General features: G+C 40.1%; 13 protein-coding genes and 1 tRNA gene. 10 read left to right on the top strand and 4 right to left on the bottom strand.

The annotated features are described in order from the left end of the window. Window positions 1-3 precede the first annotated feature (3 nt). From LJF29_RS15165 to pgmB, 4 genes are read left to right on the top strand one after another with little or no spacing between them, the layout of a single operon-like run. Window positions 4-894 carry a DUF1189 domain-containing protein gene (locus LJF29_RS15165; protein WP_229149368.1) on the top strand — a complete coding sequence of 297 codons (891 nt, stop codon included), beginning with the start codon at window positions 4-6 and terminating at the stop codon, window positions 892-894. Beyond that, the gene (locus tag LJF29_RS15160) at window positions 866-3,139 is read left to right on the top strand and encodes a glycoside hydrolase family 65 protein (protein ID WP_229149366.1); all 2,274 of its coding nucleotides are present in this window, start codon (window positions 866-868) and stop codon (window positions 3,137-3,139) included. The genes LJF29_RS15165 and LJF29_RS15160 overlap by 29 nt, the downstream gene beginning before the upstream one ends. Continuing rightward, window positions 3,132-4,817: a glycoside hydrolase family 13 protein gene (locus tag LJF29_RS15155; RefSeq protein WP_229149365.1), complete on the top strand. Its 1,686-nt coding sequence runs from the start codon at window positions 3,132-3,134 to the stop codon at window positions 4,815-4,817. The genes LJF29_RS15160 and LJF29_RS15155 overlap by 8 nt, the downstream gene beginning before the upstream one ends. Beyond that, window positions 4,814-5,494 (top strand): beta-phosphoglucomutase, encoded by a 681-nt coding sequence (gene pgmB / locus LJF29_RS15150; protein WP_229149360.1) that lies wholly within the window; start codon window positions 4,814-4,816, stop codon window positions 5,492-5,494. Before LJF29_RS15155 ends, pgmB begins: the two co-directional genes overlap by 4 nt. Before the next feature lie 116 nt (window positions 5,495-5,610). Here pgmB and clpP read toward each other — a convergent pair whose 3' ends face one another. Further along, window positions 5,611-6,207, bottom strand: a complete 597-nt coding sequence (gene clpP / locus LJF29_RS15145) for an ATP-dependent Clp endopeptidase proteolytic subunit ClpP (protein WP_229149359.1) — start codon at window positions 6,205-6,207, stop codon at window positions 5,611-5,613. 280 nt (window positions 6,208-6,487) lie between these two features. Here clpP and LJF29_RS15140 point away from each other — a divergent pair. The 6 genes from LJF29_RS15140 to LJF29_RS15115 all read left to right on the top strand — a co-directional run bounded on the left by LJF29_RS15140 (window position 6,488) and on the right by LJF29_RS15115 (window position 12,296). Beyond that, window positions 6,488-6,563: transfer RNA gene (locus LJF29_RS15140), tRNA-Arg, on the top strand. 1,451 nt (window positions 6,564-8,014) lie between these two features. Beyond that, complete coding sequence (locus LJF29_RS15135; RefSeq protein ID WP_229149357.1) at window positions 8,015-8,329, top strand: hypothetical protein; 315 nt, start codon at window positions 8,015-8,017, stop codon at window positions 8,327-8,329. Between the two features lie 55 nt (window positions 8,330-8,384). Next, a complete protein-coding gene (locus tag LJF29_RS15130) occupies window positions 8,385-9,053 on the top strand; it encodes a DUF5819 family protein (RefSeq protein ID WP_229149355.1) in 669 nt (222 codons plus the stop codon). A gap of 21 nt (window positions 9,054-9,074) precedes the next feature. Then, window positions 9,075-10,424: a DCC1-like thiol-disulfide oxidoreductase family protein gene (locus tag LJF29_RS15125; RefSeq protein WP_229149353.1), complete on the top strand. Its 1,350-nt coding sequence runs from the start codon at window positions 9,075-9,077 to the stop codon at window positions 10,422-10,424. Further along, the gene (locus LJF29_RS15120) at window positions 10,369-11,514 is read left to right on the top strand and encodes a serine hydrolase (RefSeq protein ID WP_229149352.1); all 1,146 of its coding nucleotides are present in this window, start codon (window positions 10,369-10,371) and stop codon (window positions 11,512-11,514) included. The genes LJF29_RS15125 and LJF29_RS15120 overlap by 56 nt, the downstream gene beginning before the upstream one ends. Before the next feature lie 266 nt (window positions 11,515-11,780). Then, on the top strand, window positions 11,781-12,296 hold the full coding sequence (locus tag LJF29_RS15115) for a DUF3231 family protein (protein ID WP_229149350.1): 516 nt from the start codon (window positions 11,781-11,783) through the stop codon (window positions 12,294-12,296). Window positions 12,297-12,339: 43 nt separating this feature from the next. On the opposite strand, the gene LJF29_RS15110 is transcribed toward LJF29_RS15115, so the two are convergent. From LJF29_RS15110 to LJF29_RS15100, 3 genes are all read right to left on the bottom strand, one after another. Further along, entirely contained in the window at window positions 12,340-12,654 is a 315-nt protein-coding gene (locus tag LJF29_RS15110) for a DMT family transporter (protein ID WP_229149348.1), read from the bottom strand. Then, window positions 12,654-12,989, bottom strand: coding sequence for a DMT family transporter (locus LJF29_RS15105; RefSeq protein WP_010331974.1), 336 nt, complete (start codon window positions 12,987-12,989; stop codon window positions 12,654-12,656). The genes LJF29_RS15110 and LJF29_RS15105 overlap by 1 nt, the downstream gene beginning before the upstream one ends. Before the next feature lie 77 nt (window positions 12,990-13,066). Next, window positions 13,067-13,651, bottom strand: coding sequence for a TetR family transcriptional regulator (locus tag LJF29_RS15100; protein WP_229149346.1), 585 nt, complete (start codon window positions 13,649-13,651; stop codon window positions 13,067-13,069). Window positions 13,652-13,673 lie beyond the last annotated feature (22 nt).

Genomic DNA, 13,673 nt, shown 5'->3' with positions numbered 1-13,673 from the left:
TCGATGAAGAATCTGCAAAATGAAAACTTTATGATTCGCTGCCTGAAAGCGGCCGCATCTCCGTCAGGTGTTTGCCGTTATAGGAATACATTCAGCTGGCTGCAGCTCTCTTTTCTCTTTATGTTTTTAACGGCCTGTTTGATGGCGCCGTTGACGGTTTCGTTTATGAAAATGGATCGCTTTAACGTTCAATCCTTCATGCCGTCAGCTATTCAAAAGGTCAATGATCGATTTGCTGATCAATTACAAGGCTTTCAAATCAAAAACGGAAAATTGACAGGCGGGAAAAGCTCTGATCGGATTGAAGATGGACAGAATTTGCTGGCGGTTGATATGAAGCATGAGTTTAAGACGAGCGGTGAAAATGGACGTTTGAAAGTGGCTGGATATGATAACGCAATTATATTTCAGTCTGATCATCTGATCATCACCGATCAAAATGGGGCGGGGTTTTCTGTTCGCTATGCGAAAATGGACGCTAAGCTTAAGAATCCAAACACCCATGATGTAGAGCGTTTTATCAATAAATGGTGGCTGTCACAGTATAAGCCGATGATCATGATGCTGGCATATGCGGTGATTTTTATGATCCAGTTTTTTTTGACGGCTGTTCTTGCGGGAGGCATGTGGATCACAAAATTATCAAACATGATCTCAATTGCGTCAGTTAAGGAAGCGGCATCTATAGCGATTTGCGCATCAGCACTGCCAGCCTTTGTGGCAGCTGCTGTCGGTATGGTTCATTTTGACTTGATCACTGTATTGATGATCCATTCTTGTGGCGTCACCTTGATGATCTCTTTTGCATTTAGATATTTGACCAAAACCCGCCGTTATAATGGAAACTTACATTCAGGAGGAAATTATGATAAATCAGCGGTTATTCGAGATTGATGAATGGCAAATCAAAACAAATCATTTTCAAAAGGAACATATGCGGCTGCAGGAAAGCCTGACTTCTCTTGCCAACGGCTATATGGGTGTCAGAGGGAATTTTGAAGAAGGCTATTCAGGTGACAGCCATCAAGGCACATATATCGCAGGCGTGTGGTTCCCTGACAAAACGCGGGTAGGCTGGTGGAAAAACGGGTATCCGGAGTATTTCGGAAAAGTGATCAATGCGAAGAATTTTATTGGCATAGACTTATATATTGATGGTGAAAAAGTCGATCTCTATCAAAACCAAATCGAATCATTTGAGTTAGAACTTAATATGAAAGAGGGGATTCTGCGGCGTAGCGCTGTTGTCCGCATTCAGGATAAAACCGTCAGAATCAGATCTGAGCGATTTCTTAGCCTTGCCGTTAAAGAGCTTTGTGCGATTCATTACGAAGCGGAGTGCCTGACGGGAGAAGCTGTCATTACGCTTGTTCCTTACCTAGATGGAAATGTCGCAAATGAAGATTCTAATTACCAGGAACATTTTTGGCAGGAAGAAGCGAAAGGGGCTGATTCTCACTGCGGCCATGTCATCACAAAAACGATTGAAAATCCATTTGGAACACCGCGTTTTACTGTTTCGGCAGCAATGGCAAACGTGACAGAAGGCTTTGTCAGTGAAAGCTTTCAAACAGCTGGTATGTATGCTGAGAATCGCTACAGCTACCAAACGAAGGCTTCTTTGAAAAAGTTTATTATTGTCACGACTTCCCGTGATGTTCGGGAGGAAGAGCTTTTATCGAAAGGCAAGGAGCTTTTGGCGGATGTTCTAGAGAACGGATATGATGAAGCAAGACAAAGGCACACTGATCAATGGAAGGAAAGATGGGCAAAAGCAGACATAGAGATTAAAGGAGATGAGGAACTTCAGCAAGGAATCCGCTACAATATCTTTCAGTTATTCTCGACATACTACGGGGGCGATGCCCGTTTGAATATCGGGCCGAAAGGATTTACAGGCGAAAAATACGGAGGCGCCGCATATTGGGATACTGAGGCATATGCCGTGCCGATGTATTTGGCTGCTGCCGATCCGGAAGTGACGAAACACCTGCTTTTATACCGTTATCACCATCTGGAGGCTGCCAAACGAAATGCCGCTAAATTGGGATTGAAGGGGGCACTTTACCCGATGGTGACGTTCACAGGTGATGAATGCCACAACGAATGGGAGATCACCTTTGAAGAAATTCACCGCAATGGCGCGATTTGCTATGCGATCTATAATTATATCCAATATACAGGCGACAACGACTATATGAAAGAATACGGGATAGACGTTCTTGTTGGTGTCAGCAGGTTTTGGGCGGACCGCGTTCACTTCTCAAAACGAAAAAACAAATATATGATCCACGGCGTCACAGGGCCGAATGAATACGAAAACAATGTCAACAACAATTGGTATACAAATGTCATTGCGGCTTGGACGCTGGAGTATACATTAGAAAATCTTGAAAGCATTTCAGCGGAAAAACGCCGCCTGCTCGATGTGCAGGAAGAAGAACTGAAGGTCTGGAGAAATATCATTCAGCACATGTACTATCCGTATAGTGAAGACCTGCAAATTTTCATTCAGCATGACACATTCTTGGATAAAGACCTGCAATCAGCGGACGAATTAGATCCAGCTGAGCGGCCCCTTTATCAGAATTGGTCCTGGGACAAGATTCTCCGCTCGAATTTTATTAAGCAGGCAGATGTGCTTCAAGGCATTTATCTTTTTCATGACCGTTTTACAATGGAAGAAAAACGGCGAAACTTTGAATTTTATGAACCAATGACTGTTCATGAATCAAGCCTGTCGCCCTCTGTCCATGCGGTTCTCGCAGCCGAACTTAAGATCGAAAAGAAAGCGCTTGAATTATGTAAGCGTACAGCAAGGCTTGACCTTGACAATTACAATCATGACACGGAAGAAGGCCTGCATATTACATCAATGACGGGGAGCTGGCTCGCGATCGTTCAGGGCTTTGCCGGCATGCGCGTCACGAATGAGACGCTGTCATTTGCTCCGTTTTTGCCGAAAGATTGGGATGGATATTCGTTCAAAATCAATTATCGACATCGCTTAATCAATGTTACGGTTGACGAAAAAAGCGCCATCTTTGAACTTTTAAAAGGCGAGCCGCTGCACATGAAAGTTTATGAGGAGCCGGTTGTGCTAAATGAACGATATGAAAGGAGAACGCCTGATGAGTGAATGGTGGAAAGAAGCTGTTGTTTATCAAATTTACCCGCGCAGTTTTTATGATTCCAATGGAGATGGATTCGGGGATTTGCAAGGCGTGATTCAAAAGCTGGATTACATCAAACATCTCGGGGCGGATGTGATCTGGCTCTCCCCGGTGTTTGATTCCCCGCAGGATGATAACGGATATGACATCAGCGACTACAGAAACATGTACGAAAAATTTGGGACAAATGATGATATGTTTCAGTTAATTGATGAAGTGCATCAGCGCGGTATGAAAATCATCATGGATTTGGTCGTGAACCACACGTCAGATGAGCATGCCTGGTTTGCTGAAAGCCGCAAGTCAAAGGACAATCCTTACCGGGATTATTATTATTGGAAAAATCCAAAACCGGACGGCTCAGAGCCGAACAATTGGGGGTCGATCTTCTCGGGCCCGGCGTGGACATTTGATGAAGGAACAGGGCAGTATTATTTGCACTACTTTTCGAAAAAGCAGCCTGATTTAAACTGGGAAAATGAAGCGGTACGCCGGGAAGTTTATGATTTGATGAGGTTCTGGATGGATAAAGGCGTTGACGGCTGGCGCATGGATGTGATCGGCTCCATTTCGAAATACATCGATTTTCCGGACTACGAAACAGATGACAGCCGCCGCTATATCGTCGGCCGCTATCATTCAAACGGTCCCCGCCTGCATGAGTTTATTCAAGAGATGAACCGGGAAGTGCTGTCTCATTACGATTGCATGACGGTGGGAGAGGCAAACGGTTCCGATACAGAAGAGGCAAAAAAGTATACGGATGAAACCAGACATGAGCTGAATATGATCTTTACGTTTGAACATATGGATATTGATACGGAACCACATTCGCCAAATGGGAAATGGCAGATCAAGCCGTTTGATCTGATCGCTTTAAAAAAGACAATGACAAGGTGGCAGAACGCGTTAATGAATGTCGGCTGGAATACCCTGTATCTTGAAAACCATGATCAGCCAAGGGTCATATCCCGCTGGGGCAATGACGGCGAGCTGCGAAAGCTGTGTGCAAAGGCATTTGCAACGGTGCTCCACGGTATGAAAGGAACCCCGTTTATTTACCAAGGAGAAGAAATCGGGATGGTCAACAGTGATATGCCGCTGGAAATGTATGACGATCTTGAAATAAAAAATGCATATCGTGAATTAGTCGTTGAAAACAAAACGATGTCAGAAAAAGATTTTCTAAAAGCTGTAACGACAAAAGGAAGGGATCACGCGAGAACACCGATGCAATGGGATGCCGGAAAACATGCGGGATTCACAGTTGGAGACCCTTGGATAGCGGTAAATCCCCGCTATCATGAAATCAATGTGAAGGAGTCCTTGGACGATCTAGATTCGATTTTCTACTATTACCAGAAGCTCATTCAATTACGAAAGCAATATAAGATCTTAATAGATGGAGATTATCAGCTGCTGCTGGAGGATGACCCGCAAGTCTTCTCTTACATCCGTGAATATCAAGGGGAAAAGCTCCTCGTCGTTGTGAATTTGTCGGAAGACAAGGCGCTGTTCGAATTGCCTCAGGAACTGATTCATGAGCGTTGGAAAGTGCTCATTTCCAACTATTCGCAGGAGCGGGCTGACTTGAAGAGCATTTGCCTCGCACCTTATGAAGCTGTGATGGGCATCAGCATATGAAAGCAGTCATTTTTGATTTAGACGGAGTGATAACAGATACTGCTGAATATCATTTTCTCGCTTGGAGGCACATCGCAGAACAAATTGGTATTCCCTTTGACCGAAGTGTGAATGAAAGCCTCAAAGGAATCAGCAGAGAAAAGTCGCTTGAAAACATACTGATCAGGAGCGGTGCGGAAGCAAAATATACAAAGGCGGAGAAGCAAGATCTCCTGCATCAAAAAAACAAATATTATCAAACGTTGATCAGCAAATTGACGCCGGAAGATCTTTTGCCTGGAATCGGCAGGCTTCTTTGTGAATTAAAAGGCGAAAAGATAAAAATCGGGTTAGCATCTTCAAGCCGCAATGCCCCCGAGGTTTTAAAACGTTTAGAGATTATTAACGATTTTCATGCGATTGTTGACCCGACGGCTCTTGCGAACGGGAAACCTGATCCCGAAATATTTTTAACCGCCGCAGCGCTGCTTGGCGTCTCTCCGGCTGATTGTGCGGCAATAGAAGACGCTGAAGCGGGTATTGCCGCCATTAAATCTGCCGGGATGTTTGCGGTTGGAGTCGGCCATGAACAATCAATGCATGATGCTGATTTGATTGTCACGCAAACTTGCGATTTGTCATTTGATATGCTTAATGAAGAGTGGAAGTCGTATAGAATCAATAGTGTTCAAAAGTGAAAGGAGGAGAAAGCGGCTGCATTTCAGATGTTTTGTATGTATGTTCACTTGTCAGTAAGAAAATTCCTTTAGCATGAAAAAACCTGCAAGAGACATGTCTCTTGCAGGTCGCAGTATTACTTTTGCTCATCTGTGTTGCGTGTCAAAACCTTATCAATCAAGCCGTATTCCATTGCTTCTTCGGCTGATTTGAAGTTATCGCGGTCAGTATCGCGCTCAATGACTTCAAGCGGCTGGCCTGTACGTTCAGCAAGCACTTTGTTTAATTTGTCGCGAAGCAAGAGAATGCGTTTCGCAGCAATTTCAATTTCTGTTGCCTGACCTTGCGCTCCGCCAAGTGGCTGGTGAATCATAACTTCACTGTTAGGAAGCGCATAGCGTTTGCCTTTTTCTCCGGCAGCAAGCAGGAACGCACCCATTGATGCAGCCATACCGATACAAATTGTAGATACCTTCGGCTTAATAAACTGCATGGTATCATAAATCGCCATACCGGCTGTGATAGAGCCGCCCGGGCTGTTGATGTAAATAGAAATATCTTTTTCAGGGTCTTCTGCTTCTAAGAATAAAAGCTGTGACACGATGGAGTTCGCAACGTTGTCATCAATCGCAGATCCAAGCATGATGATACGATCCTTTAATAAACGAGAATAAATGTCATACGCTCTTTCCCCGCGGTTCGTTTGTTCAATGACTGTAGGTATTAAATTCATAATGCTCCTCCTTCACCTTTTAGGTAAGTATGTAGTTACATGATACATTTTTGGTCAATAAAGGTCAAACAAAAAGCTGGCTTGACATGCAAACTCTTCTCTTTTTCCCATTTTCCCCAAAAATACAACGGTTCAAACCATCGTATGTGAGGTTCTGAAAGAAGATGATGTGTCTTCTTAAAAAAACAGCCCTTTCAAATAGAGGGTTGTTTTTTTAGCTGAAATGCCGTATAATGAGTTATGCTGACGTTATCATCACGCAGTGAAAATATGTCAATATGCGCTCGTAGCTCAGTTGGATAGAGCGGTGGTTTCCGGTACCACGTCTGTCGGGGGTTCGAATCCCTCCGAGCGCGTCCAATAGAACAACAGGAAAGACAAGGGTTTGGCGATTGCCGCTCTTGTCTTTTTTGTGTGAAGAGTAATGAAAAACTAAGGATCCTGTTCCCTCTCTCTATATAAATAAAAGAATAAGAACTTTCTGATGTGTGAAAAACCTCCAGCGGATGTTATAGAGTGCGTGCAACTCTAATGTCCTTGATGCTGCTTATTTAATGCTCGAAATCATTTTTTATACAAAAAAGGGGAAAAGGTTTAAATAAGTATAATATCAAAAAAATAAAACCCGGCAACCTGATTGTTCCTTCTAATTAGCAACTCACTTTTCTGCAGTGGCTGTTAAACTTGGAGGTGATTTTTTATGGCGCAAAAAGGACAATATTTTTAAAAGCCGTCAACTTGCTTGGGGAAGGAAACTAAAGCCCTAAGGATACGGAGGTCAACCCAGCTCAAAAATTGGAATAAAATACGCCGTTATCTTTTGGAAAGAATAAAGTCAGACAACTTTTTTATAGGATAACCTAAGACTACGTTAAAAGCGTTCCGATTATATGTCTGTTTAGTTTCGTTAATGTGTCAAGATAAGGATACTATGGTGCAAGACTCAAAGGGTTCGAATGGCAAGGTGGCAAATCTCCATTCGAACCCTTCAGTCATTCTTATAAGGATAACTGTCTGGTTAGTGTATCGAATCGTTTTTCCTCACACCATAGTTTTCCTCATGCCAAACTGAAAAAGAGCTACATAAGAACCTTAAAGATCATTCAGTTCTATCATCAACGATTCCAGAAAAACCTAAGCAACTAATGTACTTTGGTAGACTAACATAATAGACTGGTTACTTAGGTTATTTATAACTGTCTACTTGACAGGGCTAAGATCAACCTACTGGGTATCTTTTTTACGATTATTTTTATTTTTTGGTGCTATGTAGGTCGGGCCACAAACAAATCCTACAACCATAATAACGACTCCTACCCACCGGACAGCATAATAGTCAGTATCACGTAGGAAGACGAATGAAAATAAGGTAATGATTGTCCCAATAATCACTGCAACTGCCCAGATATTACTAGATTTCCTCATTTAAAATCTCCTTTATAACCTTAATGGTTTCAGCTGAGTATTGCGATACGCTGTAAAATATAACATACCGTTGATTAAATGGAAAATCCTAAAGGTAATGATTTGATAGCACTATTTTAACGAATATCAATTATATGGAATTAATATCCGAATAAAAAAGTTCTTAATACCCATTTTAGTTTATTATTTATATTCTGAATATAAAATATAGTCAAAAAAACTACACTTTAGATTTATATTAAACGAATCAATTCAATAAATTCATAGAAATTGAGATTATTTATACCTATAAAATTACACATTTAAATTAGTTTTAAAGATTTGACATATTAAACAATTATTCCTAATATTGGATTTGAATACAAATAAAAGGAGGATTTTTGTGAAACTTAAAAGATTTGTTATAGCTGTTACTATTGGAACTGGGATTCTGGGATCTGTAATGTATTCTTCAGCTTCAGCCGCAACATTAGAGACAAAAAAAGTTGAACTGGAAAATGTCTCTCAGGAGGGCAAAGATGCTAATGCAGCAGGCATTGGAAACTTAGCTCAAAAAGCCTGGGTTTATGGGACTGAAGCTGCAAAGCATTATGGAGGCAAAGCTTTGAATATGTTTTTAGACAATGGAGGGTTAGGTATAACTAAACCTTCAAACGAAGAAGTACAAGATATGGATGTTATCTTTGACAAAAAATAATTGATAAGAAAGGGGGATTATTATAGTCTCCCTTTTTTTAATAGAGGGGATTTTGATGAGAAAAAATAAAACTTTAATTATCGGTTTGTTGTTTATTTTATTATTTACTTTCATTGCACATTTCTTTTTAATTTTTTCTACTGTATTACCCCCTAATCCGTTAGCTCTTGCGGTCAAACCTGTTTCTGATCGTTATACAAATACTTTATTCCAACAGAACTGGCACCTATTTGCGCCAGACCCTATTACAACTAATACAAATATATATATGGAGGTTGATACTGGAAAAGCGAGGGGGAAGAACGAGTGGATTGACATTTCAACCCCCTTAAAAGACCAAAATCACACTAAAATCGTAACCCCTTACAATCGAATTGTTAGAATTATAGATGGACTTTCTTCTGATATTTTTGGAACGAATCAAGATGATGTCATTTTTCAATACGTTAAAAAAGCAGATGAAAATGATAAACAGGTAAAAGCTATAACAAAGGAAATAGAGAAGAGTCAAAAAATTGGCGAGGAAAATGTATATCGTTATGCAAGTTCGTATGCTAAATCTATTTACAATCCTAAAACAATAAAAAGAATAAGAGTAAGAATAGATACAGTGAAACCGATTCCGTTTTCTCTACGAGATAACAATGATAAAGAAGAGAAATTAGAACAAAGCACTACATTTGAATGGAAAACGTTCAATAATAAAGTGGTTCCATTTTTTTAATGAGAGTGGAGGAACAATATTATGAATAACAGTATCACTAACAGAGTTATCGAATATTTTTCAAAAGAACGTTTTTATATTGGGGTGAGCTTGCTTCGCATCGTATTTGGTTTGCTCATTTTATATTTTTATTTAATCCATTACAATCAAAGGCATTTCTTGTTTTCCGATTATGGTATTAATACATTTCATAATGTTATGAAACCAACTACATACTCATTGTATAATGTAACTTCATCCTTAAATTACTTTGATGCGGTATATCACGTTGGCATTGTGTCAGCAATTCTATTTACTCTTGGTTTTAAAGGCCGGCTCATGGGAATCTTGAATTATGTTTTGTTCTATTCGTTATATGTTCGTTTCTCATATATTGGAGACGGTGGCGACAATTTAATGATAATTACACTTTTTTATCTCTTGTTTGCGAATACTACAAAATATTTTTCTATAGATGCAGCGTTGCGAAAAAAAGAGGCTTATATAACTGACTGTAGGAAAACTATCGCTAATATTATTCAGTACTTTGTTGTTTTGTTTTGTGTTATGCAAGTTAGTATTGTATATGTCACATCTGCTATTTATCAGATTATGGGTGAAACTTGGAATAATGGAACAGCCTTATACTATATATCACAAGTTAAAACGGTTGCGATGCCTTTTCTTGAGTCGTTAGTCAGTCAACACATCTATTTAAGTGTTGTGATTTGTTATTCTAGTGTGTTATTAAAAATTGCTTTTCCTTTTCTAATTATAAACAAAAAAACAAAATGGCTTGCTGTCTTAATGGTTTGTTTACTGCATTTAGGTATTGCAATTGGAATGGGATTATATTCATTTTCTATTGTCATGATTGCGATTGAGTTAGTGATTTTTACCGATAAGGAGTACAATCGCATATTTTCTACTTATCAGCAAATAAAACATAATCTTAATTGGATGGTAAGGAAAAAAGTAATGCGAAAAATTCAAGCCCACTGGAAAATGACTGTATACTATGATGCATGGTGCCCGTTATGTACAAAAACAAAAAAACGTATCGAGAGGGCGGACTGGCTCAATTTAATTGTTTTCGAGTCCTTTCGTGATGGGACAACGTCTATTATTGATGAGGTGGGTATAGATGAATTAGAAAAACGGATGCATGGAAAGACGTTGGAAAAAAGCATCGTCTCTGGTGCAGATACTTTTATCGAAATAAGCAAGCGGGTTATTCCGCTATGGGTATTGTATATGATATTACTCTTAGCTAAGTTGTTTCATGTTAGCGATAGGATATATGATTTGATTGCCTCAAAAAGGAAAATAACTCCTCATGGGCAATGTAATCATGGGGCATGCGGACTTAATCAGCAACAAAGAAAGGGGTAATAGTTTGTTCCTCATTGTTTTAATATTGATAGTAGCTGTTTTTTTATTCGGGTTTTTTGGTTTAGCTGCATTTTTGAAAAGAAGGGATCGAAATAGAACGGTTGATGATTTGACACGTTTTATGTTTTCTCATCCTGAACGCTTTTCACTCACTATTATACAGAACGATCAAATCCTATTAAATCATAATGGAAGTAAGATGTTTCCCTTAGCCAGCACAGTGAAAATCCTTTTTTTACTGGCATTTGTGCATGAGGTCAGAAAAAATCAGATAAGTTTCAATGATACTGTCAGTATCATTGAAATAGATAAATTTTATATTCCGAATACTGACGGAGGAGCACACGATAATTGGAAGAGCAAAGAGAATATTGGTCAAACTGTGACGATGAAAGAAGTACTCATTGGTATGATGAGATACAGTTCAAATGCATGTACCGATTATATTTACTTAAGGGTCGGAAAAGACAATATCCAAAAAATAATTGATAAATATTTGCCTGATAACCACACACCTGTTTTTTCCATAAACTCTTCGATGTTAGTCGCTCCTTATCTGAAAAAATATAAAAAGAAAAAAACGAAAGAAATCTCTGGTTATATGAAAGAGATGAAGCAAAAATATTTCATGGATATTTCAGGGGAAACTTTCGATGCCCTTGTGCATGGTAAAGCTGCTCCGTTAATATCCTCACTTTCTTCTGCTAATCATATTGAGATACAAAAGGAGTTCACGAGGAAACTTCCATCTTCATCCAGCGAAAACTACGCCAGCTTAATGTACCGTCTGGGGACTGGGGACCTTTTAAGTGAAGTGGAAAAAGGATTATTAGATGAGATAACAGGGCCGCCGAACCCTCAAGCTGAGAATCGTATTTGGTATAAAGGCGGCTCTACCTTATTTGTTATGACGTCGGCTATTTTTAAAGAAACTGCGTCAGATTCCATCTCATTGGCCTTTTTTATTGAGGACATGAATCGTTTAGATATGTTATGGATTGATCATGTTTACCAGCCATTTCTTCAAAAGATAACTACCGAACCCTTATTTCGACAACAATTAATAGCTGATTTAAAGGATAAATTATAATAATGTTGAAATACGGAACTTTAAAATGAAACCAACAAATTTACAGATGTTAAGAAGCTCTTTAATGGTTTCCGGTACCACGTCTGTCGGGGGTTCGAATCCCTCCGAGCGCGTCCAATAGAACAACAGGAAAGACAAGGGTTTGGCGATTGCCGCTCTTGTCTTTTTTGTGTTGTACAAGAAAACATTCTCGCAAATACATAATTTTCCCCCTGCAGGGCATCGTAGGTAAATGAACAGTATTGAATTTGCTAAGGAGGATGACAATGGGAATTTTAAGCGGTAATCCGCAAGAAGAACCGATGCATTATGGTGAGGTATTCAGCTTGTGGAGTTATGTGATGGCGGGAAATAAAATGATCGGCAATTATCAGATGTTATTGCATCATGTTGGTGATGCCGACTTAAAGAAGCTGCTTCATGAGTCCATTGAGAAGTGTCAAGATGAAATCAAACAGGTCAGCAATATCCTGAAAGAAAACGGCGTGGGGCTTCCGCCCGCTTCTCCTGAGCCGCCGGATGCAGATCTTAACGACATCCCGCCGGGCGCGCGGTTTCTCGATCCGGATGTGGCCGCATCTGCAGCGGCGCAGAATGCTGCGGGTCTTGTAACATGCAGCAAAATTATGGGGCAGTCGATCCGCGAAGACATTGCCATGATGTTTGGGCAATTTCATATGAGCAAGGCAGCAACAGGAGCAAAATACTTAAGGCTGCTGAAAAACAAGGGCTGGCTGATCCCGCCGCCGCTTCACCTTCATAAACATCAAGATGATGAGTAAAAGATAAAAGGCATATACAGCTATCTGTATATGCCTTTTATGATTAAGACGTAAGACGCAGGCCGATGACACCGGCAAGGATCAGGCAAAGAGAAATCAGCTGAGAAAGCTGAAACCGTTCCTTAAACCAAATCAGGCTGACTGCTGTTACGCCTATGCTGCCTATACCGGTCCAAACGGCATAAGCAACACCGGATGGCAGGATTTGCATGGCCTGTGAAAGGCAGTAAAAAGATAAAGCAAATCCGGCAGTCATCACAATAATGGGCCATTTTTTCTGTGTGCCGTCTATATATTTCATGGCGATCGCAGCTATAATTTCTTCTATACCCGCAATGAATAATAAAAACCACGCCATTATTTTTCACCTCTCGGCTGAGTTTTACTTTCTTTTGTGAAAAGCTTCATTCCTAAAATGCCGGCTAGCAGCAGCATTAAAAAGAAGATTTGCGCTGCTGAGAAGGATTCGCCTAAGTAGATTCCGGTCGTGTAGGTTCCGACCGTTCCAATTCCGACAAATACAGTATACGCTGCGGCCATAGGGATTTTTCGATAAGAGCGGATTAACAGTATAAAGCTTATCGCTATTAATAGAAATACGATGATCCAATCAAAAAGCGTATCCGCATGTTTGAGGGAGGAGGCCCAAACCACTTCTAGAAGCCCTGCTATTAAAACAAGCATCCAATACAACATAAACACCTCTTTTTATGAATGAACGTCAGTCATTTTTAGAAATTAAAAAATGAGCGGTGTCACCCAGTCATTTTTTAAGCTTTATCTAAGCTCCGTTTTAAGAATGTAAAAATTTCTTTTTTAGATACTTCAAGATTTTCATCTTGTTCAAACCCGATATAAAACCGTTCTGCTGTGTTCTCAACTAAATTGATGATGGTTCTTGCCGTCCACTTTGCATTGATGCCTTCAATCACATCTTGGCTTTCAACCGCCATATTAATGATGTTCTCCAGCCAGGAATAATAAGGCTGATAAATGGTCTCCCATTTTTCCATGGAATGGTCGATGGCAAGCCCCGAATAGCAGAGGACAATAATATCTTTATGGCGCTCTGTGATGTGAAACGTCTCATCAATTAAGGTTTGTAAGACGGTCCAAAAATCTTCCTCGCCATTCAGTCTTCCTTTGATTTGCTCTAGCGTGTGAGTGAGAAGGTTTTCCGCTATGGCCGGAATCAAAGCATTTTTGGATGAAAAATATAAATAAAACGTTCCTTGGGCAGTCCCGGCTTTTTTTACGATATCTGAGATGGAGGCCTTATCGAGTCCCTTTTCAGAAATGACTTCAATCGCCGCCTGCAAAATCTTTTCATATTTTCCTGATGTTTGTTTTGGCATGAGGAGCACCTCCTATAATGAC

Origin of the sequence: Bacillus sp. LBG-1-113, assembly GCF_020708615.1 — a bacterium.
GTDB lineage: Bacteria > Bacillota > Bacilli > Bacillales > Bacillaceae > Bacillus > Bacillus mojavensis.
The sequence above is the reverse complement of the archived record's forward strand: the minus strand, read 5'-3'. Positions and strand labels throughout refer to the sequence as shown.